This window comes from Pseudomonas parafulva, assembly GCF_002021815.1.
GTDB lineage: Bacteria > Pseudomonadota > Gammaproteobacteria > Pseudomonadales > Pseudomonadaceae > Aquipseudomonas > Aquipseudomonas parafulva_B.
Map to the genome: position 1 here is coordinate 3,466,249 of NZ_CP019952.1, position 24,649 is coordinate 3,490,897.

The following is a 24,649-nucleotide window of genomic DNA, read 5'->3' on the forward strand; positions in this document are numbered from 1 at the left end:
TATGAACCAAAGCCGGTAGGCTGCCCCTTGGACTATAGGAAGGTATGCAGGCGCTGGTGAACAGCATCCTGTTCATCCAGGGGCAGGCGGCGTTTGCCACTGAGGTAGTGCAAGCTGAAGACGTCCAGGTAGGCGTCCAGCGCCTGTGAGGCGAGGTGATCCCCGGCCAGGTCCAGGCACATGGCGGCCACTTCCGCCGTACAGAAATGGTCATCGCGCCGCGAGCGGCGCAGCCGGTAGCGTGACATCTGCTCGGGCTGCAGGCTCAGCACCGGAAAACGCTCCAGGTAGGGGCTTTTGCGAAACATCTTGCGCGCTTCGGTCCAGGTGGCGTCGAGCAGGATGAACAATGGCCGCTTGCCAGGCGAGCGCACCACGTCCGTCACGACGCGCTCCGGCGCCACGAATTCACCCGGGAACACGATGTACGGCTGCCATTGCGGATCATCGAGCAACGCCAACAAGCCCTCGTCCACCGAGGTGCGCAGCCAGCCAAAGGCGGATGTGTCTTCGATCAGGTCAGCGATGAGCCAGCCGGTATTGGTTGGCTTCAACGGCTCGGTATCGTGCATCAAAAGGCAGATGCCCGACTCGGCACTGACGTTGGGTTTCCAGTCACACAGGCAATGCGTGGCAATGACCCGGCAACCTGGGCAACGCTCGGCCCGGGAGCCGCGTGCGATAAAGGGTTTGTTGCTGCGCGCCAGGCGTTCGGCGCGCAGCCGCGCGACGGCATGGCTCATGCCGGCACGCATTGCAGAAAAAAGGTGGCAGTCACTGCAGTGGCTCGATTGAAAACGGCTGGCAGTTTACCAGAATGCCGGCCATTTGCTGTGCAGACGACCGGAGCGCCCCTATACTCGCGATTTCAAGCGCTACGCGGGCGGCAGCGATGAGGGAACGCCGTCTGCCTACGCCTGTCCAAGCGCCAGTCACCGAACCAGGAGAGATCCATGCTGCGCCTTATCGCCCCCGCCCTGAGCTTGTTGCTCGCACTGCCACTTGCAGCCCAGGCGGCTTCCAAGCAGGACTATGACCTGAACACGATGCTGCAGAAGGTTGCCAAGGAAAGCAGCGTTGGCACACCCCGCGCCATCAACGAAGACATTCTCGACCAAGGCTATACGGTCGAAGGCAAGGCCCTGATCAACCACCTCAGCGTACGCGCTGACCATGCTGCGCGCATGCAGGCCAACCCTGAGCAGGTGCGCAGCCAGTTGGGCGACAGCGTTTGCCGCAACACCGGGTTCCGCAACCTGATGTCCAAAGGCGCAGTGATGGTGTACCGCTTCACGGTCTACAAGACCAATCAGCCGTTGATGGATCAGGCCTTCGACAGCGCTAGCTGCGTTGCCGGTAACAAGAAGAAGTAAAGCTTCGAATACCGCTCAAGCCCCGTCCGGGCGCCCCTCCATGCGCCCGACACCCTATACGGGCTGGGCGTGACCCGTGCTATAGGGCTAGATTGATAAGGAGCAGAAGGAGAAGTTGCATGCCCTATCAATCGAATGAACTGCTTTCCAGCCACTTCCGCGATCATGACATCGACCTGAGCTACATCGACGCCCAACTCGAACGCGTAGCCCCCGATAGCCCCAACCTGCCCCTCTATCGCGACATGATGCTGACGATCCTGCGCATGGCCCACGACGACGCCGACCGCTGGAGCACCAAGATCACCCTGCAAGCGCTGCGCGAACTCGACCAGTCCTTTCGCGCACTGCGTCGCCACAAGCACCGCCGTAAGGTCACTGTGTTCGGCTCGGCGCGTACGCCGCTGGAGCACCCCATGTATGCCCTGGCCCGTGAGCTGGGTGCTGCGCTGGCCCGCTCGGACCTGATGGTCATCACCGGTGGCGGCGGCGGTATCATGGCCGCCGCCCATGAAGGCTCCGGCGCCGACAACAGCCTTGGCTTCAACATCACCCTGCCCTTCGAACAACATGCCAACCCAACCATAGAAGGCACCGACAAGCTGCTGTCGTTTCACTTCTTCTTCATTCGCAAGCTGTTCTTCGTCAAGGAAGCGGACGCGCTGGTGTTGTGCCCCGGAGGGTTCGGTACGCTCGATGAAGCACTGGAAGTGCTGACGCTTATCCAGACGGGTAAGAGCCCCCTGGTACCGGTGGTACTGCTGGACTCACCGCAGGGTACCTTCTGGCAGGACTGCCTGGCGTTCATTCGCCACCAGCTGCAGGACAATCGCTACATCCTGCCAGGCGACCTTAAGCTGCTGCGCCTGGTGCACAGTGCCGAGGAAGCTGTTGAGGAAATCAATCGGTTCTACCAAAACTACCACTCCAGCCGCTGGCTGAAACGCCAGTTCGTCCTGCGCATGCACCGGCCACTCGCACCCGAAGCGTTACAGGCGATTGACGAGCAATTTGCCGATCTCTGCCTAAGCGGCAGCTTCGAGCAAACGCCTGACAGCAACGTCGAAAACGAAACCGGGGATTTTGGGCATCTGACACGCCTGTGCTTCGCTTTTACCGGCCGCGATCAAGGCCGACTGCGAGAGCTGGTGGACTTCATCAATCTGCCGCAACATTGGGCTGTTGCGCCGTCAGCCTGCCATGAACAGCACTTGCCGGATCTCTCTTAGGCGCAGGCAGTGGGTTCAATCGTCCCAGCCTCGCCCGCTGAGCAGCTTTCCAATCATGTCCATGGGGAAACCACGATAAGCGAGAAAGCGCATTTGCTGCGCACGCGCCTTGGGATCCTCAGGGCGTTGCCCGGCATATTTGCGCTGCCATACCTCATACAGGCGCTCGCCCCAGTCGATATGACTCTCGCGAAGCGCTGCATCGATATCACCACGCGCCAAGCCGCGCTGCCCGAGCTCCTCACGGATTCGGGCAGGGCCATAACCAGAATTGGATCGATAACGAATGAAGCTTTCTAGATAGCGAGCTTCACTCAGCAAACCTTCTTCGCTCAGCCGATCAAGCTCATGCTCGATCAGCGTCTGCAAAGCCCCGCGCTGAAGTAACTTGCGGGTCAATTCCACGCGACCATGCTCACGTCGCGCAAGCAGGTCCATGGCTGCCCGCCGAATGGCGACGGGGGTGTCGAGTACGGCAGGCATGTTCAGCTAAGGTCGCGTGATCAATAGCCAGCTTCGGCTTCGGCCACGTCACCCGCATCGGCCTGTGCGGCCGCAGCCTTGGCAGCAGCGGCTACGGCACCGGCATTGAGCAGTTTGTCGCGGATCTGCTTCTCGATCTCGCTACCGATAGCGGGATTCTCGTGCAGGTACTTGGCAGCATTCGCCTTGCCCTGACCAATCTTGTTGCCTTGGTAGCTGTACCAGGCACCCGACTTCTCGACCAGGCCCTGAGAGACGCCCAAGTCGATGATCTCACCGTTACGGTAGATACCTTTGCCGTACAGAATCTGGAATTCTGCTTGACGGAACGGTGGCGCCACCTTGTTCTTGACGATCTTGACGCGGGTTTCGCTACCCACCACCTCGTCGCCTTCCTTGACTGCACCGGTGCGACGGATATCCAGGCGAACCGAGGCATAGAACTTCAGTGCGTTACCGCCAGTGGTGGTTTCTGGGCTACCAAACATCACGCCGATCTTCATACGGATCTGGTTGATGAAGATGACCAGGCAGTTGGCGTTCTTGATGTTACCGGTGATCTTGCGCAATGCCTGGGACATCAGGCGAGCCTGCAGGCCCACATGCATGTCACCCATTTCGCCTTCGATTTCAGCCTTGGGTACCAGGGCAGCCACGGAGTCGACAATGATGACGTCGACGGCGTTGGACCGTACCAGCATGTCGGTGATTTCCAGCGCCTGCTCACCCGTATCGGGCTGCGAAACCAGCAGGTCGTCTACGTTGACGCCCAGCTTGCCGGCGTACTCGGGGTCAAGAGCGTGCTCGGCATCGACGAACGCACAGGTGGCGCCACTTTTCTGGGCTTCGGCGATGACCGAGAGCGTAAGCGTGGTTTTACCTGACGATTCCGGGCCGTAGATTTCGACGATACGGCCTTTCGGCAGACCGCCAATACCCAGCGCGATGTCCAGCCCCAGGGAGCCGGTGGAAATGGAAGGGATGGCCTGGCGCTCATGGTCGCCCATGCGCATGACGGCGCCTTTACCGAATTGACGTTCGATTTGACCCAGGGCCGCAGCCAAGGCGCGCTTCTTGTTGTCGTCCATTGAAATCCTCACGTGTTCGACTTGGCCCTGATGGCCGGATAACTGTATAAGTAGCCAGTATTATTCCACAGGCGAGCGCCCGAGCAAACCCCCGATTTCGATTTAACCGGTGCCAAGCTGTAACAAGCCTTCTAAGGCGGCGACGACGGTTTGGTGCCGCACGCCCTCGCGGTCGCCTTCGAACTGACGACGCACGCTGACGACCCGCTGCCCATCGCCCCAAGCCAGCCACACGGTACCTACGGGCTTGTCAGCCGAACCGCCGCCAGGGCCGGCCACCCCGCTGACTGCTACGGCGAAGCGGGCGCCGCTGGCCTGCTGCGCGCCCGCGACCATGGCCTCGACCACCTCCTGGCTTACCGCGCCCACTTGCTTGAACAGCGCCTCGGGCACCCCGAGCTGACGCGTTTTCTGCCGGTTGGAGTAAGTCACGTAGCCGGCTTCGAACCAGGCCGAGCTGCCGGCGATCCGGGTAATGGCCTCGGCAATGCCGCCGCCGGTACAGGATTCGGCAGTGCTCACCTGTGCCCCCAGGCGCTGCAGGTGGTCACCTAGGCGAGTGGCGAGTGTGGTAATCGGGTCCATGCGAGGGCTCCTTGAAGACTGACCACTACCCTATCACCCCAATAGAGAGGCTGGCCGGGCAAACGTTCAGGTTTTCCAAGCCTCAGCCGCAGCGCCCAGGGTGGACATGCGCGGCGTTCGGCGCCTGCATCGCACCGAAAAAGCCTGTACCATTGCCGGTTTACCCTCGCCAACCAGATCACCCGCTGTAGGCCGACCATGTCCGATCTCTCCGCACATACCCCAATGATGCAGCAGTACTGGAAGCTGAAAAACCAGCATCCTGACCAGCTGATGTTCTATCGCATGGGCGACTTCTACGAGATCTTCTACGAAGATGCGAAAAAGGCCGCCAGCCTGCTGGACATCACCCTGACCGCGCGCGGTCAGTCCGCCGGCCAGTCCATCCCCATGTGCGGGGTGCCGTTTCACTCCCTCGAGGGTTATCTGGCCAAGCTGGTCAAGCTGGGCGAATCGGTTGTCATCTGCGAGCAGATCGGCGACCCGGCCACCAGCAAGGGGCCGGTCGAACGCCAAGTGGTGCGCATCATCACGCCAGGGACCGTCAGCGACGAGGCATTGCTCGATGAACGCCGCGACAACCTGATCGCAGCGCTGCTGGGCGACGAACGTCTGTTTGGCCTGGCCGTGCTTGACATCACCAGCGGTCACTTTGGCGTGCAGGAGATCAAAGGCTGGGAAACCCTGCTGGCCGAACTGGACCGCCTCAACCCGGTCGAGCTGCTCATCCCGGATGACTGGCCACGCGACCTGCCTGCCGAGAAACGCCCCGGCGCGCGTCGCCGAGCGCCTTGGGACTTTGACCGCGACTCGGCGCGCAAGGCGCTCTGCCAACAATTTGCTACCAAGGACCTCAAGGGCTTTGGCTGTGACAAGCTGACCCTGGCCATCGGCGCCGCTGGCTGCCTGCTGGCCTATGCCAAGGAAACCCAGCGCACGGCGTTGCCGCACCTGCGCAGCCTGCGTCACGAGCGCCTGGACGACACAGTCATTCTCGACGGCGCCAGCCGCCGCAACCTGGAGCTGGACATCAATCTGGCAGGCGGGCGCGACAATACCCTGCAATCAGTCGTCGATCGTTGTCAGACCGCCATGGCCAGCCGCCTGTTGAGCCGCTGGCTGAACCGCCCGCTGCGCGACCTCAAGGTCATACAGGCCCGCCAAGATTCGATCCGCTGCCTGCTCGACAGCTACCGGTTCGAAAAGCTGCAGCCCCAGCTCAAGGAAATCGGCGACATCGAGCGCATCCTGGCCCGTATCGGCCTGCGCAATGCCCGCCCACGCGACCTGGCGCGCCTGCGTGACGCACTGGGTGCCCTGCCCGAGCTGCAGAATGCCATGACCGAGCTTGAGGCGCCGCACCTTGCACGCCTGGCCGCGATCACCGGCACCTACCCGGAGCTGGCCAGCCTGCTGGAGCGTGCGGTGGTCGACAACCCGCCAGCCGTAATCCGTGACGGTGGCGTGCTCAAGGCTGGCTATGACAACGAGCTCGACGAGCTGCTGGCCATCAGCGAGAACGCCGGTCAGTTCCTGATCGACCTCGAGGCACGTGAGAAGGCACGCACCGGCCTTGCCAACCTCAAGGTCGGCTACAACCGTGTGCATGGCTATTTCATCGAGCTGCCTTCCAAGCAGGCCGAACAGGCACCGGTCGACTATATCCGCCGGCAGACCCTCAAGGGCGCCGAGCGCTTCATCACCCCGGAACTCAAGGCGTTCGAGGACAAGGCGCTGTCGGCCAAGAGCCGCGCCCTGGCCCGGGAAAAGATGCTCTACGACGCGCTGCTCGAGACCCTGATCAGCCACTTGGCGCCACTGCAGGACAGTGCCGCCGCCCTGGCTGAACTGGACGTGCTCAGCAACCTGGCAGAGCGGGCCCTGAACCTGGACCTGAACTGCCCACGCTTCGTTGAAGAACCGTGCCTGCGCATCGAGCAGGGGCGTCACCCCGTGGTAGAGCAGGTGCTCACCACGCCGTTCGTGGCCAACGACCTGGGCCTGGACGACAGCACCCGGATGCTGATCATCACCGGGCCGAACATGGGTGGTAAGTCCACGTACATGCGCCAGACCGCACTGATCGTGCTGATGGCACATATCGGCAGCTTCGTGCCAGCGGCGCGCTGCGAGCTGTCGGTGGTCGACCGCATCTTCACCCGCATTGGCTCCAGCGACGACCTGGCAGGGGGGCGCTCCACCTTCATGGTGGAAATGAGCGAAACCGCCAATATCCTGCACAACGCAACCGACCGCAGCCTGGTGCTGATGGACGAAGTAGGCCGCGGCACCAGCACCTTCGATGGCCTGTCGTTGGCCTGGGCAGCAGCCGAACGCCTGGCGCGCCTGCGGGCCTACACCTTGTTCGCTACACACTACTTCGAACTGACCGTGTTGCCCGACAGTGAGCCGCTGGTGGCCAACGTGCACCTCAATGCAACGGAGCACAACGACCGCATCGTATTCCTGCACCACGTGCTGCCAGGGCCTGCGAGCCAGAGTTATGGCCTGGCGGTCGCGCAACTGGCAGGTGTACCGGCGGTGGTCATCCAGCGCGCTCGGGAGCACCTGTCGCGCCTGGAAACCACCAGCCTGCCACACGACTCGACCCAAGTCCCGAAAGCGCAGGATGCACCGCAAGTGCCGCACCAGAGCGACTTGTTCGCCAGCCTGCCCCACCCGGCGATCGAGAAGCTGGGCAAGCTGCAGCTCGATGACATGACACCGCGCCAAGCTATCGAAATGCTATATCAACTAAAGAACCTGTTATAACGGCAGCCATGACAAGCTGGTAGAATCCGCCGCGGTTTGCTGGTACTGCACGGTTATTAGCCTGGCCTGCAGCCAAAACCCGCAAACCGCGCGGCCTGAGAGGAAGGGCCGCCGCCGTCGCCTGAGGAGAGAACTAGAAATGACCTTCGTCGTCACCGACAACTGCATCAAATGCAAATACACCGACTGCGTGGAAGTCTGTCCGGTGGACTGCTTCTACGAAGGCCCGAACTTCCTGGTCATCCACCCGGATGAGTGCATCGACTGTGCACTGTGCGAACCAGAGTGCCCGGCACAAGCCATTTTCTCGGAAGACGAAGTGCCATCGGGCATGGAGAACTTCATCGAGTTGAACGCCGAACTGGCTGAGATCTGGCCCAACATCACCGAGCGCAAGGATGCACTTCCTGATGCTGAGGAGTGGGACGGCAAGCCAGGCAAGATTGCCGACTTGCAGCGCTAACGTCGCGTGAACAAACGAAAAGGCCCGCAAGGGCCTTTTTGCTGTAGCGCGAAAGACCAGTGATGCAGATGTGACCGCCGCCACGCTGGCTTCTGATACAGCCGTTCCCAAGCGCTGTGCAGTAAGCGCTTGGATCAAAGGCCTCAGAACCCAAAAAAAAGGCAAAAAAAGGGGCGGTTCGACCCGCCCACATTTTTTCCGTAGTCCCTGCTTGTCCTGTACATCGTCCTGATGAAATCGCTTCTTGCGATGTCCTTGGCTCTCTTCCTAAGCGCCTGTGCGTGTCCCTGTGCACAGTTCGAATACTAGCGACCTGAGCGGGATGTGCAACGAGTCCTCCTCACAGAATGTTGCGGCCTACAAACTTTCACACATCTAAATACTTCAATATTTTCAATGAGTTAAGAAGCTATTGCTTTTGAAAACGACATTGGTTTACTGCTACACCCTTCAAAAGCTTACGTAACGAGTAAGCAAATGCTTACAGGTCGAACTACCACTGTGATCACAGTGCTGAATGCGCCTGTGAAACTGCAAACCGGTACGAACGCCTCTGACCGCGCAAGGCTCGTCGATGGCATGATTCTTCAAACCCCAGACGCAAAAACGCCCCTATTTATTGGGGCGTTTCTGAACGCAGCGCAAAACCTGGGACTAACGAAAAAGCGACTCGCTGGATAGGCCGTTCTTTTCCAGAATCTCACGCAGCCGCTTGAGCCCCTCGACCTGTATCTGCCGCACCCGCTCGCGGGTCAGGCCGATCTCCAGACCGACGTCCTCCAACGTACTGCTTTCGTGCCCACGCAAGCCGAACCGGCGCACCACCACTTCACGCTGCTTGTCGGTCAGTTCACCCAACCACTGATCGATGCTCTGCGACAGGTCATCGTCCTGCAGCAGCTCGAACGGGTCTGTGGGTCGATCATCCGTCAGAGTGTCGAGCAGCGTCTTGTCCGAGTCAGGGCCCAGGGACACGTCCACGGAGGAAACCCGCTCGTTGAGACCCAGCATGCGCTTGACCTCGGCAACCGGCTTCTCGAGCAAGGCGGCGATCTCTTCCGGCGAAGGCTCGTGGTCCAGCTTCTGGGTCAGCTCGCGCGCCGCGCGCAAGTAAACGTTGAGTTCCTTGACTACATGGATGGGCAGGCGAATGGTGCGGGTCTGGTTCATGATCGCCCGCTCGATGGTCTGCCGAATCCACCAGGTGGCGTAAGTCGAGAAACGAAAGCCCCGCTCAGGGTCGAACTTCTCCACCGCGCGAATCAGCCCCAGGTTGCCTTCCTCGATCAGATCGAGCAACGACAACCCTCGGTTCACGTAGCGGCGCGCGATTTTCACCACCAGGCGCAGGTTGCTTTCGATCATGCGCTTGCGGCCAGCGGGGTCGCCCTTTTGCGACAAGCGCGCAAAGTGCACTTCTTCTTCTGGCGAAAGCAGGGGGGAAAAGCCGATCTCGTTGAGGTACAACTGAGTCGCATCAAGCGCCCGGCTGTAATCGATGTACTTGTGTTGTTTAAGCGAAGAGCCTGATTTGGCTCTGGTCCGAACCGAAGGTACAGCAGGTTCGTCTGACACCACATCCGTTTCCAAAACGATGCCCGTCTCCATGAGTAGAACGTCATCGTCGATGTCAAACTCCGGCGCTTCTTTGCTGAGAGCCATTGTTATAGTCCTTTGCTGAGTTCGAACTCAGACTCGAGCGGCGCCTGTCTCCCTGGCAGCGCTTGAGCCTGTCCCCTCCATGTCAGCGGAACAGACTGGAAACAACAATCAACGGCGTGGCAGGAACTGCAGAGGATCGACGGGTTTGCCCTGGCGGCGAATTTCGAAATGCAACTTCACCCGATCTGTGCCTGTAGACCCCATTTCAGCAATCGACTGCCCTGCCTTGACCTGCTGCCCCTCCCGTACCAAGAGCCTGCGGTTGTGGCCGTAGGCACTGACATAGGTATCGCTGTGCTTGATGATGATCAGCTCGCCGTAGCCCCTCAAACCACTCCCGGCGTACACCACTGATCCACTGGCCGCAGCAAAAACAGGCTGTCCCAAATCACCGGCGATATCAATGCCTTTATTCAAACTACCGTTTGAAGCAAATTTGCCGATCAAAACCCCGTTCGCTGGCCAGGTCCAGCCACCGGCCGCACGCTCGGCCGCAGGCACGGTAGCGACCACTGGCGTGCTCGCCGAGCTGGATGTGGTAACGGTCTTGGTGGTCGTGGCAGGGGTAGATGCCGTGGCACCTACAGGACGGCGGGTTACCGTGGTCCGGCTGGACGAGGACGGGCTGGCCACCACGGTGGTGCTGCCCGAGGCCCCGCTGCTGAAGCGAATCGGCTGGCCAGGGCGAATGGTATACGGCGGGGCGATACCGTTGCGTGCCGCGAGCTCCTTGTAGTCCCAACCGTAGCGAAACGCGATGGAGAACAGCGTGTCGCCTGGCTTGACCACATACTGACCGGAGGTCACGGTCGGCCGTTTGGGCGCGCTGCTGTTGCGGTCGACGACACGCGCACTGTTGCTGCCAGAGCTCGAACACCCCACCAGCAGTGTGCCCATGGCCAGTACCAGCACCAAGAGCCTGAGACCCGAGCTGTCCTTGCGCTGCCGAAAGACTGTGTGACCCACCCGCGCTCCCCTCATGGTGCCGAAAACGTTTCAAGACAAGAATGCAATATTGTTGCAATTATAACGAAGCTCGCCGGTCTTGGCAGGCGGCTGCAACACACTCGCGCAACGTGTGTGCACCGCCAGATAGACAGGTCGATCCTGCAAGAATTCGACGCAGGTGCAAAAATAGCCCGTCGATGCCCCGATGAATCAGGCCACCGGCCCATTGAGCAGGGGCACGAAGCGTACCGCTCCGAGTACGCGGCGTGAGAACCCGTGTTCTTCTCGTACGATGAGCATCAACTGCTGCACCTCACCAGGTGATCCTACTGGAATCACCATCCGCCCACCCGGCGCCAGTTGATCGAGCAGCGCCTGGGGCACTTCCGGCGCAACGGCGGTGACAATGATGCCATTGTAGGGGGCCAGTGCCGGCCACCCTTCACAACCATCGCCCCAACGAAACACCACGTTGCGCAGGTTCAGCTCCACCAGGCGTTCCTTGGCCCGGTCCTGCAGAACCTTGATGCGCTCGACCGAGAATACCCGCTCGACCAATTGCGCCAGCACGGCGGTCTGGTAGCCCGAGCCCGTACCGATCTCCAGCACCTTATCCAGCGGGCCCGCCTCCAGCAGCAATTCGCTCATGTGCGCCACCATAAACGGTTGCGAAATGGTCTGGTTGTGGCCGATGGGCAGCGCGGTATCTTCATAGGCCCGATGGGCCAGTGCCTCGTCCACGAACAGGTGGCGTGGCGTGCGGCGAATCACATCGAGCACCTGGGAGCTGGACACGCCCTCCTCGCACAGCCGCTGGATCAGGCGCTCGCGGGTGCGTTGGGACGTCATGCCGATGCCCCGACGCAACATATCGTCCTCACGCATCAAAGCAAGCCCTCCAGCCAGCCATCGAGCTGCTCGAAGGCGTCGTTGAAGGTTCGGTCAAGCTGCAACGGGGTGATGGAAACATAGCCTTGCATCACCGCATGGAAGTCAGTACCCGGCCCGCCGTCCTCGGCATCACCGGCAACTGCGATCCAGTAGCCTTCCTTGCCACGCGGGTTGACCACCTTGGTGGGTGCCGCAGCCCGCGCGCGATGACCCAGTCGCGTCAGCTGGATGCCACGAATGCGCTCGAGCGGCAGGTTGGGTATGTTGACATTGAGGACGGTACGCGGCGGCAGCGCCAGGCGCGACTGGGCCTCGACCAGACGACGGGCGATATGAGCCGCGGCCGGCAGGTTGTCCGGTTGGCGCGAAAGCAGCGAGAACGCGAGCGACGTACCGCCCAGGAAGCGCCCCTCCAGCGCTGCGGCCACCGTACCCGAGTACAGCACGTCATCGCCCAGGTTGGCCCCCAGGTTGATGCCCGACACGACCATGTCCGGGGTGTACGGCAACAGACCGTTCAGCCCCAGGTGCACGCAGTCGGTCGGCGTACCATTGAGGCTTATGAAGCCGTTGGCCAGCGTCTGCGGGTGCAGCGGCCGATCCAACGTCAGTGAGCTGCCGGCGCCGCTCTTGTCTTGGTCAGGTGCAATGACCGTGCACTGCGCGTAATCGGCAAGCGCAGCGTGCAGCGCGGCGATGCCTGGTGCGGTCACACCGTCGTCGTTCGAAATCAGAATACGCATGGGCTGTCCGTCTGCCCTGCCGACACCAGATCCACCACCTCGCGCACCACGACGGTGGCGAAGCATCCGGCCGGAAGGACGAATTCCAGTTGCAGGATATCAGGCTCGGGATAATGCCACGTAAGGCCAGTAATAGGGAGCCGCAGAATACGCCGTTCGTGATCCATGCCCGCCTTTGCCAACCACTGGCACAGCGCGGGCTGGGCGGCCCCGATCGAATTCTCCAACGCCCCGGTTCGACCGCCGGCTGGCGAATCACCCTCGCCCCACAGAGGGCCTGTAGGGTGCAGGTCGAGAACAGCCAGGCGAGGATCGGCGCATTCGGCCTCAGCAGCAGGGAAAAAACTGCGGCTGTTGGTGAACGCCAGCAGATCGCCCACTTGCGCACGGGTCCAGCTGCCATCGTTTACCCGTGCGGCCAGCACCTGGTTGAACAGGTAGCTGCGACCGGCTGAAAGCAGGCGCGAGCGAACGTTACGTTGCTCAGGCAAGGCCTGGCGCTCGGCCCAACCCAGGGCGTCATGCACGTTGCCGCCGGCATGCCCGAAGCGCTGGGTACCGAAGTAATTGGGCACACCGTTCGCCTTGAGCTGGGCCAGGCGCGCATCGACAGCCTGATGATCGGCTGCCAGTTGGGTCAGGCGCAGCGTGAAGCCGTTGGACGAATGCGCGCCGCGCTGCAATTTACGCTGGTGGCGCATCTGCTTGAGCACGCGCAGATTGGCATCCTCGGCCCGCGACAGGTCTGGGTCGGCCTTGCCCGGCAAATGCAGGCTGAACCACTGGCGGGTCAAGGCCTGACGGTCCTTGAGCCCGGCGTAGCTGATGGCGCGCGCAGGCACGCCGGCGGCCCTGGCCAGGCGGCGGGCCGCTTCCTCGGTATTGAGCTCACGCTTTTCCACCCATAGCCACAGGTGCTCGCCTTGGCCAGACAGCGGGATATCAAGCACTTCGTCGACCTGAAAATCTTCGGCAACGGCCTTGAGCACAGCCGTGCCCAGGGCTTGCCCCGATGCCCTTGGGCCCAACAGATCCAGTTCGGTCATGCCGGCAGCAACAGGGCAACCGCGTGCACGGCGATCCCCTCCTCACGCCCGGCGAAGCCCAGCTTCTCGGTCGTCGTGGCCTTGACGTTGACTTGGTCGAGGCCCACCGCGAGGTCGTCGGCGATGCGCTGGCGCATGACCTCGATGTGGGGTGCCATCTTCGGCGCCTGGGCAATGATGGTGGCGTCGACGTTGCCCACTTGCCAGCCCTTGGCCCGAACGACATCCAGCACATGACGCAGCAGCACGCGGCTGTCGGCGCCCTTGAATTGCGGATCGGTGTCGGGGAAGTGCTTGCCGATATCACCCAGTGCGGCGGCGCCGAGCAATGCATCGCTCAGGGCATGCAGCAGCACGTCACCATCGGAATGGGCCAGCAGGCCGAACTTGTGGGGGATACGCACCCCGCCCAGGGTAATGAAATCACCGTCGCAGAACCGGTGCACATCGTAGCCGTGGCCAATACGCATAAGAAAACGCCCTGAATGAGTCAGGGCGTGATTCTACCTGCATTTGCCACGCCAAGGTGCAGAGCCGGCGAACGTCGCCGGCTGGCTGCCCTACGGCTACACCCGTCCCAGGGCTACCGCGTGGTGGCGCAGGTGCTCCTCAATGAAGCTGGCGATGAAGTAGTAGCTGTGATCGTAGCCAGGCTGCAGGCGCAGGGTCAGCTCATGACCGCCTTTGCGCGCCGCTTGCTCCAGGGCCTCAGGCTTGAGCTGCTTTTCGAGGAAGTCGTCGCGATCGCCTTGGTCCACCAGCAACGGGGGGCACTGCCCCGACGGGGTTTCGGCCAGCAACACGCTGGCATCCCACTCACGCCAACGGGCGCGCTCTTCACCCAGGTAGCGGCTGAAGGCTTTTTCGCCCCAAGGGCAATCCATCGGGTTGCAGATCGGCGAAAACGCCGACACCGAGCGATAGCGGCCGGGGTTGCGCAATGCGCAGACCAGGGCGCCGTGCCCGCCCATGGAGTGCCCACTGATGCTGCGCTCGCCCGAGGCGGGGAAATGCGCCTCGATCAGGGCTGGCAGTTCCTGCACCACATAATCATGCATACGGTAGTGCTGGGCCCAGGGTTGCTGCGTGGCGTTGAGGTAGAAGCCAGCACCCAGACCAAAGTCCCAGGCACCGTCAGGATCCCCGGGTACCTGCTCGCCGCGAGGGCTGGTGTCGGGCGCCACGATGATCAGCCCCAGCTCGGCGGCCAGGCGCTGGGCGCCGGCCTTCTGCATGAAGTTTTCGTCGTTGCAGGTCAAGCCGCTAAGCCAGTACAGCACCGGCAGCTTCTCGCCCTGCTCGGCCTGAGGTGGCAGGTAGACGGCGAAGACCATGTCGCAACCCAGCACCTTGGAGGTGTGGCGGTAACGCTTGTGCCAGCCGCCGAAGCTCTTCTGGCAGGAGATGTTGTCCAGGGTCATGGCAAGCCTCAGAAGTGGATGACGCTGCGAATGCTCTTGCCTTCGTGCATCAGGTCGAAGGCCTTGTTGATGTCCTCCAGGCCCATGGTGTGGGTGATGAACGTATCCAGCGGAATCTCGCCCTTCTCGGACATTTCCACGTAGCTCGGCAATTCGCTGCGGCCACGCACGCCGCCGAAGGCCGAACCGCGCCAGACGCGCCCGGTGACCAATTGGAACGGCCGGGTGGCGATTTCCTGACCGGCGCCGGCGACACCGATGATCACCGACTCGCCCCAGCCCTTGTGGCAGCACTCCAAGGCGGCACGCATCAGTTGCACGTTGCCGATGCACTCGAAGGAGAAGTCCACGCCGCCGTCGGTCAGGTCGACGATCACTTCCTGGATCGGGCGATCGTACTCCTTGGGGTTGATGCAATCGGTAGCGCCCAGTTGGCGAGCGATTTCGAACTTGGCCGGGTTGATGTCGATGGCGATGATGCGCGAGGCCTTGGCCTTGACCGCACCGATGATGGCCGAGAGGCCAATGCCGCCCAGCCCGAAGACGGCGACAGTATCACCCGGTTGTACCTTGGCGGTGTTCAGCACTGCGCCAATACCCGTGGTCACGCCGCAGCCCAGCAGGCAGACCTTCTCCAGCGGCGCCTCTTTCTGGATCTTGGCCACCGAAATTTCCGGCAACACGGTGTATTCGGAGAAGGTCGAGGTGCCCATGTAGTGGAACAACTGCTGACCCTTGTAGGAGAAACGCGTGGTGCCGTCGGGCATCAGGCCCTTGCCCTGGGTGGCGCGGATGGCCTGGCACAGGTTGGTCTTGCCGGACAGGCAGAATTTGCACTTGCCACACTCAGGGGTATACAGCGGAATCACATGGTCACCCACCGCCACCGAGGTCACGCCCTCGCCCACGGCTTCGACGATGGCGCCGCCTTCGTGGCCGAGGATCGACGGGAAGATGCCTTCCGGGTCAGCACCGGACAAGGTATAGGCATCGGTGTGGCACACGCCGCTGGCGACCACGCGCAGCAACACCTCGCCCGCCTTGGGCATGGCCACATCGACTTCGACAATTTCCAAGGGTTTCTTGGCTTCGAAAGCTACGGCAGCGCGGGATTTGATCATCGCAGGGTCTCCAGATACGTGAATGAAATCGGCAGACAGTGTATTTCACCCGCAATTGTTGAATAATCCGGTGAAAGACAAAACATTATTGCCGTGCAGGGATAATCATGAATAACCGCTGGGAGGGCATCGATGAATTCGTTGCCGTGGCCGAATTGGGGCAGTTCACGGCGGCAGCGCAACGGCTGGGCGTGTCCTCTTCCCATGTAAGCCGGCAGATAGCGCGCTTGGAAGAACGCGTACAGACGCGCTTACTGTATCGCAGCACACGAAAAGTCACGCTCAGCGAGGCCGGCCAGACGTTTCTGCAGCACTGCCAGCGCTTGCAGGACGGGCGCGAGGAAGCGCTGCGGGCGATGGGCGATCTGGCCAGCGAGCCCAAGGGGCTGCTGCGCATGACGTGCGCCGTGGCCTATGGCGAGCGCTTCATCGTGCCCTTGGTCACCCGTTTCATGGCGTTGTACCCGCAGTTGAGGGTGGACGTCGAACTGAGCAACCAGACCCTGGACCTGCTGCACGAAGGCATGGACCTGGCCATCCGCCTCGGTCGCCTGGCCGACTCGCGCCTGATCGCGACGCGCCTGGCACCCCGGCGCATGTACGTGTGCGCCTCGCCAGGCTACCTGGCGCGCTACGGCAGGCCGCACAGCCTGTCGGAACTGGCCAGGCACAACTGCCTGATAGGCAGTTCGGATGTGTGGGCGTTGCAAATGGAGGGGCGTGAAATCAGCCAGCGCGTTCAGGGCAACTGGCGGTGCAACAGCGGCCAGGCGGTGCTGGACGCGGCGCTTCAAGGCATCGGCTTGTGCCAACTGCCGGATTACTACGTGCTCGAACACCTGCACAGCGGTGCTTTGGTCCCGCTGCTGCAAGCCCACCAACCTCCCAATACGGCGGTGTGGGCCTTGTACCCGCAGCAGCGGCACCTGTCGCCCAAAGTGCGGCGCCTGGTGGACTATCTGAAAGAGGGCCTGGCAGGTCTGCCGGAGTATCGGGCATGACCGGCGCTCAGCCACAATGGCGGGCGCTGGCAGCCTGATTCAATCACTGGCGAGGTGAACGGCCCAGGTCAACGTCTCCCACTCCAGCGCTGGCGCAGCCACTCCAGGTCTTCAGGGCGCGTAACCTTGAGGTTGTCACTGCGGCCCTCGATCAGCCGTGGCGATTGACCGAACCATTCGATGGCCGAAGCCTCATCGGTCACCACCACATCCGACACCAGGCACTCGGCCAGTGCCCGATGCAGCGCCCCCAAACGGAACATCTGCGGTGTATAGGCCTGCCAAATGGTGCTGCGGTCAACCGTGGCGCTGACGCGCCCGTGGCCGTCGGCCCTTTTGAGCGTGTCACGGGCAGGTACGGCCAACAGGCCGCCCACCGGATCATCTGCCAATTCAGCCAGCAGCTTGTCCAGGTCACTGCGTGCCAGGTTGGGCCGCGCCGCGTCGTGCACCAACACCCAGTCATCATCTTCCGCGCCCTGGGCATGCAACAACAACAAGGCATTGAGCACCGAATCAGCACGCTCGCGCCCTCCGGCAGCCCGGCGGATGCGCGGGTCGCTGGCGCACCGAAGGCCGGGCCAGTACGGGTCGTGTTCAGCGATGCTGACCACGACCCCCTTGAGGGAGGGGTGGTCGAGAAAACACGCCAGGCTGTGCTCGATGATGGTCTGCCCTGCCAGCTCCAGGTATTGCTTGGGACGATCGGCAGCCATGCGAGCGCCCACACCCGCTGCAGGAATCACGGCCCAGAAGGCCGGCAAGCGTTCACTCATTTCTGGGGCAACTGAAAGAGGGTTTCGCCTTCCTTGACCATGCCCAGCTCGTGGCGGGCACGCTCTTCGACGGTTTCCATGCCTTTTTTCAACTCCAGCACTTCGGCGTCGAGCACACGGTTACGCTCCAGCAGCCGCTCGTTCTCGGCATGCTGCTCGTCAATCTGCTGCTTGAGCTCGGCCACCTGCGCCAGGCTGCCATTGCCTACCCACAAACGGTATTGCAGGCCGCCCAGCAGCAGAAGCAGGACCAGGAACAACCAATAAGGACTGCGCATCAAGATATCCAGGTTGAAAGACCCTGTTGGTTCAGGGTCTCAGATAGCACGAAGCCTGGCCTAGGCCAGGCTTCTCAGACAGAAACCCGATGGAACGTAGGAAGTTACGGTACGAACGTTCCTACAGCTCCGGCTGCTGTCTTTTTACCATCTCTTGCTTAGCCGCGAAACTCGGTACGGCCACGGTAAACCGCCTTGGCACCCAGTTGCTCTTCGATGCGCAGCAATTGGTTGTACTTCGACACGCGGTCAGAACGGCACAGGGAACCCGTCTTGATCTGACCGGCCGCAGTACCCACGGCCAGGTCGGCGATGGTGGAGTCTTCGGTTTCACCCGAGCGGTGGGAGATCACGGCCGTGTAACCGGCGGCCTTGGCCATCTGGATGGCTTCCAGGGTCTCGGTCAGCGAACCGATCTGGTTGAACTTGATGAGGATCGAGTTACCGATGCCCTTCTCGATGCCTTCCTTGAGGATCTTGGTGTTGGTCACGAACAGGTCGTCACCGACCAGTTGCACCTTCTCGCCGATCTTGTCGGTGAGGATTTTCCAGCCAGCCCAGTCGGACTCGTCCAGGCCATCTTCGATCGAAATGATCGGGAAGCGCTCGGTCAGGCCCTTGAGGTAGTCGGCAAAGCCTTCGGCGTCGAACGATTTGCCTTCGCCGGACAGGTTGTACTTGCCGTCTTCATAGAACTCGGAGGCGGCGCAGTCCAGGGCCAGGGTCACGTCGGTGCCCAGTTTGTAGCCGGCTTTCTCGACGGCCTCAGCGATGGCGCCCAGAGCGTCTTCGTTGGAGGCCAGGTTAGGGGCGAAGCCGCCTTCGTCACCGACAGCAGTGTTCAGGCCACGGGCCTTGAGCACGGCCTTGAGGTGATGGAAGATCTCGGTCCCCATGCGCAGGCCGTCGGAGAAGGTCTTGGCACCCACCGGCTGGACCATGAACTCCTGAATATCGACGTTGTTGTCGGCATGCTCGCCACCGTTGATGATATTCATCATCGGTACCGGCATCGAGTACTGGCCTGGAGTGCCGTTGAGGTTGGCAATGTGGGCGTACAGGGGCAGGTCCTGATCCTGGGCAGCCGCTTTGGCAGCCGCCAGGGACACGGCCAGGATCGCGTTGGCGCCCAGCTTGGCCTTGTTCTCGGTACCGTCCAGCTCGATCATGGCGTGGTCCAGGGCCTTCTGGTCGGAAGGGTCCTTGCCCAGCAGCAGGTCACGGATCGGGCCATTGATGTTGGCGACAGCCTTCAGCACACCCTTGCCCAGGTAACGGCTCTTGTCGCCATCACGCAGCTCCAGCGCTTCGCGCGAGCCGGTGGAAGCACCGGACGGCGCGCACGCGCTGCCGATGATGCCGTTGTCGAGCAGTACATCGGCTTCCACGGTGGGGTTGCCACGCGAATCGAGAACTTCACGACCTTTGATGTCGACGATTTTTGCCATTGTTGTAAGCACTCCAGAATTGACGAAAACAACGCAGCTTAGAAAATTCTTGCCGTTCACCGGACGAGGATGCTGTGGCAGGCCCGGCGAAGGGAGCCCCTGACCGAGTGGTCAGGGGTGAATCGGACGGTACTTTACCCGAGAAAAGTGCTTTACGCGGTTTCTACCGTCGGAAAACTTTTCACCAGGTCATCCAGTTGCTTGAGCTGAGCCAGGAATGGCTCCAGCTTGTCCAGGCGCAGGGCACACGGGCCGTCGCACTTGGCGTTGTCCGGATCGGGGTGAGCTTCGAGGAACAGCCCTGCCAGCCCCTGGCTCATGCCAGCCTTGGCCAGGTCGGTCACCTGAGCGCGGCGCCCGCCAGCGGAGTCGGCACGTCCACCCGGCATCTGCAGGGCATGGGTCACGTCGAAGAACACCGGGTATTCGAACTGCTTCATGACACCGAAGCCGAGCATGTCCACGACCAGGTTGTTGTAACCGAAGCTCGAACCACGCTCGCACAGGATCAATTGGTCATTACCGGCTTCTTCGCACTTGGTCAGGATGTGTTTCATCTCCTGGGGTGCGAGGAACTGGGCCTTCTTGATATTGATCACCGCACCGGTCCTGGCCATCGCCACCACCAGGTCGGTCTGGCGCGACAGGAAAGCCGGCAACTGGATGATGTCGCAGACCTTGGCTACCGGCTCGGCCTGGTAAGGCTCGTGCACATCGGTGATCACCGGCACGTTGAAGGTACGCTTGATCTCCTCGAAGATCTTCAGGCCTTCTTCCATACCAGGGCCGCGGTAGGAGGTGACCGAGGACCGGTTGGCCTTGTCGAAGCTGGCCTTGAACACATACGGGATACCGAGCTTTTCGGTAACCCGCACGTACTCTTCGCACACCTTCATGGCCAGGTCGCGGGACTCCAGAACGTTCATGCCACCGAACAGGACGAATGGCTTGTCGTTGGCGATATCGATGTGACCGACGCGGATGATCTTCTGGGGCATGGATCAGGCCTTGTTCTTCTGGGCGAGCGCCGCCTTGACGAAGCCACTGAACAGCGGGTGGCCATCGCGTGGGGTGGAGGTGAACTCCGGGTGGAACTGGCAGGCGACAAACCAGGGGTGGTCCTTGGACTCCACCACCTCGACCAGGGCGCCGTCTTCGGAACGACCGGAAACCACCAGGCCCGCGTCCACCAGTTGCGGCAGCAGGTTGTTGTTCACTTCGTAGCGGTGACGGTGGCGCTCGGTGATGATGTCCTTGCCATAGCACGCATGCACGTTGGAACCTGCAGCCAGCTGGCAGTCCTGAGCACCCAGGCGCATGGTGCCGCCCAGGTCGGACGCCTCGCTGCGGGTTTCGACCGCGCCGGTGGCGTCTGCCCACTCGGTGATCAGGCCGACGACCGGGTGGCCGCTGTCGCGATCAAACTCGGTGGAGTTGGCGTCACTCCAGCCCATCACGTTACGGGCGAACTCGATGACGGCCACTTGCATGCCCAGGCAGATACCCAGGTACGGCACCTTGTTCTCACGGGCGTATTGCACCGCCGTGATCTTGCCTTCGACACCGCGCAGACCGAAACCACCGGGGACCAGGATGGCATCGGCGCCTTCGAGCAGGCTGGTGCCCTGGTTCTCGATGTCTTCGGAATCGATGTAGCGCAGGTTGACCTTGGTGCGGTTGGTAATGCCCGCGTGGCTCATCGCTTCGATCAGCGACTTGTACGCATCGAGCAGCTCCATGTACTTGCCGACCATGGCGATGGTGACTTCATGCTCCGGGTTGAGCTTGGCGTCGACCACCTTGTCCCACTCGGACAGGTCGGCACCCGTGCACTGCAGGCCGAAACGCTCGACGACGAAGTCGTCCAGGCCCTGGGCATGCAAGACACCTGGAATCTTGTAGATGGTGTCGACGTCTTCCAGCGAAATCACCGCGCGCTCTTCAACGTTGGTGAACAAGGCGATCTTGCGGCGCGAGGATGCATCGACAGGATGATCGGAGCGGCAGATCAGCACGTCAGGCTGCAGGCCGATGGAGCGCAGCTCCTTGACCGAGTGCTGGGTCGGCTTGGTCTTGGTTTCACCGGCGGTGGCGATGTAAGGCACCAGCGTCAGGTGCATCAGCATCGCGCGCTTGGAGCCTACTTCCACGCGCAGCTGGCGAATGGCTTCGAGGAATGGCTGGGACTCGATGTCGCCCACGGTGCCGCCGATCTCGACCAGGGCCACGTCGGCATCGCCTGCACCCTTGATGATGCGGCGCTTGATTTCATCGGTGATGTGCGGGATGACCTGGATGGTCGCGCCCAGGTAGTCACCACGGCGTTCCTTGCGCAGCACGTGCTCGTAGACGCGGCCGGTGGTGAAGTTATTGTTCTGGGTCATGGTGGTGCGGATGAACCGCTCATAGTGGCCCAGGTCCAGGTCGGTCTCGGCGCCGTCCTGGGTGACGAATACTTCACCGTGCTGGAACGGGCTCATGGTGCCTGGGTCGACGTTGATGTACGGATCCAGCTTGAGCATGGTGACCTTCAGGCCCCGCGCCTCCAGGATGGCCGCCAGGGAAGCCGAGGCAATGCCTTTCCCCAATGAAGAAACAACACCGCCCGTGACGAATATGTAGCGCGTCATGAAAAACCCTAGAAGTCTGCGTTAAAGCGGCCAGCGCCGCCGGAGATAGCGAAGGAGGGCAAACGCCCCCGATCACCTGCGTCAATCACAGTGCATCTCGAAAAACTGCCGCGTGTGTACAGACCAGGGGTAACCCTGGCAGGGCGCTCGCTCGTCATTTCTAAGAATCAGCCCAGCAAAAAACTGCTTGGTAATCGGCAACTCCTGTGTTTTCGCGGAACCCACAGAAGCTGTATCAAGAAGGGAGGGTAGTCTACCCGAATGTACCCACTAGCTCAAACCTTGCGCGCTGGTCGGCAACTGCCAGTGCAGGCAGTAATCGCCCTGGGCCAGACCGGGCAGGTTGGCCACCGCCAGCAGCCGCTCGCCTTGGTAGAGCAGCGGCAGGCGCAGGCGCAGAAAATGCGGCACGTGCAGTTCATTGAGCAAGCGCTTGAGATCACGTCGCCCGCGCCCTGGGATGTCCAGCCACTCCCCGCCCTGACGGTAGCCGATACGCAGGCCCGTCAGCGCGCCTGCGCCAACAAGTCGCACGCTGCCGTTGCCAGGTAAGGCCAACGGCTGATCGGCGTTTTCCCACTCCATGGCCTTACAGGGCGTTTGCAACCAGTCGCCGCTCAGCCACCAGATGCGCCCCTGGCTGCGGACCAGTTGGCCATCGGCCAGTTGCCACACGGGACAGGCATCGACCGCGGCGTTGCGCAGGTCCGCCCAGCCGGCCCAGTGGCGCGCGTCGGGCAACCGGGTTCGGTGGCTGAGCCAATACTGCAACGCATTGCGCTGGCGGGCAGGTGAAAGCGCGAGCAGGCCGGCCAGGTCCAGCGAATCGAGTCCAGGCCAAGCAGCAGGAGCACCCTGGCGTACGGGCGCCAGGTCGTTTTCGGCCAGCTCGTCCAGCAGGCTCAGGGCTTCGCCCAGGTGTTCGGCGGCGCGGGCCAGGTTCTGCCCGGCTTGCGGCCAGCGCTGCACAAGAGATGGCAAGACCTCCCTGCGCAGATAGTTGCGGGCAAACCGTGTATCGGCATTCGAAGGGTCCTCGACCCAGCCCAACGCATGCGCCTGGGCATAGCCTTGCAACTGTTGCCGGGAACAACCAAGCAACGGCCTGACCAGCCTGCCCTGCCCTAGCGCCCGCTCCCTCGGCATCGCCGCCAGGCCACGCAACCCCGCGCCCCGCAGCAGGCGAAACAGCAGCGTTTCAGCCTGATCGTCGCGGTGCTGGCCGGTGAACAGCATGTCACCTGCCGCCAATACCCGCTCGAACGCAGCGTAACGGGCCTGACGGGCAGCCTGCTCCAGGCTCGGGCCTGGGGCGACGTCGACCTCGATGACCTGCAGCTCGACGCCCAGGTCATCGCACACACGCTGGCAATGGGCAGGCCACGCCTGCGCGGCGGGTTGCAGGCCATGATGGATGTGAATCGCGCGCAGCGGCGGTGCAGGATGGCTACGGGCGTAGGCGGCGAGCCAGTGCAGCAGGACGGTGGAATCGAGGCCGCCTGAGAGGGCGACGTACCACGTACGGGCGCATAGCCAAGGGGCGAGATCAATCATCGAGGCCTCGATCAACCTGGGTGACGGATGTGAGTGAGCCTGGGATACAGGCTCACCCGAGGGGCCGACAGGCGGCCCCAAGGGCGATCAGACGCCGTAGCTCATCAGGCGGTCGTAGCGGCGCGCCAACAGTGCGTCGTGGTCCAAGCCGCTGAGCATGTCCAGCTGCTCCACCAGCTCGGCGCGGATGCTTTCGGACATGGCGGCAGGATCACGGTGAGCGCCACCCAGTGGCTCCGGGATGACCTTGTCAACGATGTCCAGGCTCTTGAGGCGCTCAGCCGTGATGCCCATGGCCTCGGCGGCATCGGCAGCCTTGTCGGCCGTCTTCCACAGGATCGAAGCGCAGCCTTCGGGCGAAATGACCGAGTAGGTGGAGTACTGCAGCATGTTCAGCTGGTCGCACACGCCGATGGCCAGCGCGCCGCCCGACCCGCCTTCACCGATCACCGTGGCGATGATGGGCGTCTTCAGGCGCGCCATCACGCGCAGGTTCCAGGCGATGGCCTCGCTCTGGTTACGTTCCTCGGCATCGATGCCTGGATAGGCACCCGGCGTGTCGATGAAGGTCAGGATCGGCATGCGGAAACGCTCGGCCATTTCCATCAGGCGGCACGCCTTGCGGTAGCCCTCGGGGCGCGGCATGCCGAAGTTGCGGCGAACCTTTTCCCGCACTTCGCGGCCCTTCTGGTGCCCGATGACCATGACTGGCTTGCCGTCCAGGCGTGCGGTACCGCCAACGATGGCGGCATCGTCGGAGAAGTGGCGGTCGCCGTGCAGTTCTTCGAATTCGGTGAAGATGTGCTGCAGGTAGTCCAGGGTGTAGGGACGACGCGGGTGACGTGCCAGGCGAGCGATCTGCCAGCTGGTCAGGTTGCCGAAAATGCTTTCGGTCAGGGTATTGCTCTTGTCTTGCAGACGGGCAATTTCATCGCTGATGTTCAGCGAATTGTCGTTGCCTACCAGGCGCAGGCCTTCGATCTTGGCTTGCAGGTCGGCAATCGGCTGTTCGAAGTCGAGAAAGTTCGGGTTCATAGTCATCCGTCTTGGGTCTACGGCCAGGCGGCCGGCCGGTTGATCCGTTTGGCGCCATACCTTAAGGGATCAGGCGCCTTCAGGTCGAGATTAAATGTTGAG

General features: G+C 62.0%; 24 protein-coding genes. 5 read left to right on the forward strand and 19 right to left on the reverse strand.

Annotation, left to right across the window (positions count from 1 at the left end; all coding sequences use genetic code 11):
• Positions 1-32: 32 nt before the first annotated feature.
• A complete protein-coding gene (locus tag B2J77_RS15575; RefSeq protein WP_058605330.1) occupies positions 33-743 on the reverse strand; it encodes a tRNA-uridine aminocarboxypropyltransferase in 711 nt (236 codons plus the stop codon).
• Between the two features lie 210 nt (positions 744-953).
• On the opposite strand from B2J77_RS15575, the gene B2J77_RS15580 reads away from it, so the two are divergent.
• A complete protein-coding gene (locus B2J77_RS15580) occupies positions 954-1,373 on the forward strand; it encodes a quorum-sensing-regulated virulence factor family protein (RefSeq protein WP_058605329.1) in 420 nt (139 codons plus the stop codon).
• Between the two features lie 119 nt (positions 1,374-1,492).
• Positions 1,493-2,602, forward strand: a complete 1,110-nt coding sequence (locus B2J77_RS15585) for a TIGR00730 family Rossman fold protein (RefSeq protein WP_058605328.1) — start codon at positions 1,493-1,495, stop codon at positions 2,600-2,602.
• 15 nt (positions 2,603-2,617) lie between these two features.
• Here the strand turns inward: B2J77_RS15585 and recX are convergent, their stop codons facing one another.
• The 3 genes from recX to B2J77_RS15600 form a co-directional block, all read right to left on the reverse strand.
• On the reverse strand, positions 2,618-3,085 hold the full coding sequence (recX, locus tag B2J77_RS15590) for a recombination regulator RecX (RefSeq protein WP_078478976.1): 468 nt from the start codon (positions 3,083-3,085) through the stop codon (positions 2,618-2,620).
• Between the two features lie 20 nt (positions 3,086-3,105).
• Positions 3,106-4,173: a recombinase RecA gene (recA, locus tag B2J77_RS15595; protein WP_023534161.1), complete on the reverse strand. Its 1,068-nt coding sequence runs from the start codon at positions 4,171-4,173 to the stop codon at positions 3,106-3,108.
• A gap of 102 nt (positions 4,174-4,275) precedes the next feature.
• Positions 4,276-4,758 (reverse strand): CinA family protein, encoded by a 483-nt coding sequence (locus B2J77_RS15600; protein ID WP_078478977.1) that lies wholly within the window; start codon positions 4,756-4,758, stop codon positions 4,276-4,278.
• Between the two features lie 198 nt (positions 4,759-4,956).
• Between B2J77_RS15600 and mutS the strand changes: the two genes are divergently transcribed.
• On the forward strand, positions 4,957-7,530 hold the full coding sequence (mutS, locus tag B2J77_RS15605) for a DNA mismatch repair protein MutS (protein ID WP_078478978.1): 2,574 nt from the start codon (positions 4,957-4,959) through the stop codon (positions 7,528-7,530).
• A 139-nt stretch (positions 7,531-7,669) separates the two neighbouring features.
• On the forward strand, positions 7,670-7,993 hold the full coding sequence (gene fdxA / locus B2J77_RS15610) for a ferredoxin FdxA (protein WP_023534129.1): 324 nt from the start codon (positions 7,670-7,672) through the stop codon (positions 7,991-7,993).
• A 654-nt stretch (positions 7,994-8,647) separates the two neighbouring features.
• On the opposite strand, the gene rpoS is transcribed toward fdxA, so the two are convergent.
• The 8 genes from rpoS to B2J77_RS15650 all read right to left on the reverse strand — a co-directional run bounded on the left by rpoS (position 8,648) and on the right by B2J77_RS15650 (position 15,825).
• On the reverse strand, positions 8,648-9,655 hold the full coding sequence (rpoS, locus tag B2J77_RS15615; protein WP_023534146.1) for an RNA polymerase sigma factor RpoS: 1,008 nt from the start codon (positions 9,653-9,655) through the stop codon (positions 8,648-8,650).
• 108 nt (positions 9,656-9,763) lie between these two features.
• Positions 9,764-10,621, reverse strand: a complete 858-nt coding sequence (locus B2J77_RS15620; RefSeq protein ID WP_027913895.1) for a peptidoglycan DD-metalloendopeptidase family protein — start codon at positions 10,619-10,621, stop codon at positions 9,764-9,766.
• A gap of 192 nt (positions 10,622-10,813) precedes the next feature.
• A complete protein-coding gene (locus tag B2J77_RS15625) occupies positions 10,814-11,452 on the reverse strand; it encodes a protein-L-isoaspartate(D-aspartate) O-methyltransferase (protein ID WP_194286112.1) in 639 nt (212 codons plus the stop codon).
• A gap of 35 nt (positions 11,453-11,487) precedes the next feature.
• Complete coding sequence (surE, locus tag B2J77_RS15630; RefSeq protein WP_058605322.1) at positions 11,488-12,237, reverse strand: 5'/3'-nucleotidase SurE; 750 nt, start codon at positions 12,235-12,237, stop codon at positions 11,488-11,490.
• Positions 12,225-13,283 (reverse strand): tRNA pseudouridine(13) synthase TruD, encoded by a 1,059-nt coding sequence (gene truD, locus B2J77_RS15635; RefSeq protein WP_058639508.1) that lies wholly within the window; start codon positions 13,281-13,283, stop codon positions 12,225-12,227. The genes surE and truD overlap by 13 nt, the downstream gene beginning before the upstream one ends.
• Complete coding sequence (gene ispF, locus B2J77_RS15640; protein WP_058605320.1) at positions 13,280-13,753, reverse strand: 2-C-methyl-D-erythritol 2,4-cyclodiphosphate synthase; 474 nt, start codon at positions 13,751-13,753, stop codon at positions 13,280-13,282. Before ispF ends, truD begins: the two co-directional genes overlap by 4 nt.
• Positions 13,754-13,849: 96 nt before the next feature.
• Positions 13,850-14,704 carry an S-formylglutathione hydrolase gene (gene fghA, locus B2J77_RS15645; protein ID WP_058639509.1) on the reverse strand — a complete coding sequence of 285 codons (855 nt, stop codon included), beginning with the start codon at positions 14,702-14,704 and terminating at the stop codon, positions 13,850-13,852.
• A gap of 8 nt (positions 14,705-14,712) precedes the next feature.
• The gene (locus B2J77_RS15650) at positions 14,713-15,825 is read right to left on the reverse strand and encodes an S-(hydroxymethyl)glutathione dehydrogenase/class III alcohol dehydrogenase (protein ID WP_023534027.1); all 1,113 of its coding nucleotides are present in this window, start codon (positions 15,823-15,825) and stop codon (positions 14,713-14,715) included.
• 107 nt (positions 15,826-15,932) lie between these two features.
• On the opposite strand from B2J77_RS15650, the gene B2J77_RS15655 reads away from it, so the two are divergent.
• A complete protein-coding gene (locus B2J77_RS15655) occupies positions 15,933-16,826 on the forward strand; it encodes a LysR substrate-binding domain-containing protein (protein ID WP_078478980.1) in 894 nt (297 codons plus the stop codon).
• 68 nt (positions 16,827-16,894) lie between these two features.
• Here the strand turns inward: B2J77_RS15655 and ispD are convergent, their stop codons facing one another.
• From ispD to B2J77_RS15690, 7 genes are all read right to left on the reverse strand, one after another.
• Entirely contained in the window at positions 16,895-17,602 is a 708-nt protein-coding gene (gene ispD, locus B2J77_RS15660; RefSeq protein WP_078478981.1) for a 2-C-methyl-D-erythritol 4-phosphate cytidylyltransferase, read from the reverse strand.
• Positions 17,599-17,880 (reverse strand): cell division protein FtsB, encoded by a 282-nt coding sequence (ftsB, locus tag B2J77_RS15665; protein ID WP_023534037.1) that lies wholly within the window; start codon positions 17,878-17,880, stop codon positions 17,599-17,601. Before ftsB ends, ispD begins: the two co-directional genes overlap by 4 nt.
• Before the next feature lie 158 nt (positions 17,881-18,038).
• On the reverse strand, positions 18,039-19,328 hold the full coding sequence (gene eno / locus B2J77_RS15670; protein WP_058605315.1) for a phosphopyruvate hydratase: 1,290 nt from the start codon (positions 19,326-19,328) through the stop codon (positions 18,039-18,041).
• 152 nt (positions 19,329-19,480) lie between these two features.
• Entirely contained in the window at positions 19,481-20,326 is an 846-nt protein-coding gene (kdsA, locus tag B2J77_RS15675; protein ID WP_058639512.1) for a 3-deoxy-8-phosphooctulonate synthase, read from the reverse strand.
• Between the two features lie 3 nt (positions 20,327-20,329).
• Positions 20,330-21,958, reverse strand: a complete 1,629-nt coding sequence (locus B2J77_RS15680) for a CTP synthase (protein ID WP_058605313.1) — start codon at positions 21,956-21,958, stop codon at positions 20,330-20,332.
• A 270-nt stretch (positions 21,959-22,228) separates the two neighbouring features.
• On the reverse strand, positions 22,229-23,512 hold the full coding sequence (gene tilS / locus B2J77_RS15685) for a tRNA lysidine(34) synthetase TilS (protein ID WP_078478982.1): 1,284 nt from the start codon (positions 23,510-23,512) through the stop codon (positions 22,229-22,231).
• Between the two features lie 87 nt (positions 23,513-23,599).
• Complete coding sequence (locus B2J77_RS15690) at positions 23,600-24,547, reverse strand: acetyl-CoA carboxylase carboxyltransferase subunit alpha (RefSeq protein WP_058605311.1); 948 nt, start codon at positions 24,545-24,547, stop codon at positions 23,600-23,602.
• Positions 24,548-24,649 lie beyond the last annotated feature (102 nt).